The sequence below is a fragment of the Methylobacterium sp. D48H genome, from assembly GCF_053345715.1.
Genome location: NZ_JBKFAP010000117.1, coordinates 1 through 328, shown reverse-complemented (window position 1 = coordinate 328; position 328 = coordinate 1). Strand labels below are relative to the sequence as shown.

Below are 328 nucleotides of genomic sequence, written 5' to 3'. Positions count from 1 at the left end.
AGCCCAGTGGCAGGGCCGAGACGCTCCAGCTGCGCGCCTCCAGGGCGGCGATCAGGTGGGCGGCGGCGACGATGTCGGCGATCGAGTCGGCGGCGCCGGCCTCGTGGAACGCCACCGCGTCGACCGCGATGCCGTGGACGCGGGCTTCCGCCGCGGCCAGATGCCCGAAGATGCCGAGCGCGTGCGCCCGCACAGCCGGCGCGAGACCCGCCGCCTCCAGCGCGGCGCGGATCCCCGACCAGGGACGGTGGCCGTGGCCGTGGGCATGATCGTGGCCGTGATCGTGGCTGTGATCGTGAGCAGGCGGATGGTCGTGCTGCCCGGTATG

1 protein-coding gene is annotated in these 328 nt (G+C 74.7%); it reads right to left on the bottom strand.

Annotated features, from left to right (window positions below):
* On the bottom strand, positions 1-328 hold a 328-nt coding region (gene larC / locus ACLBX8_RS31730), incomplete at both ends, for a nickel insertion protein (protein ID WP_447716416.1).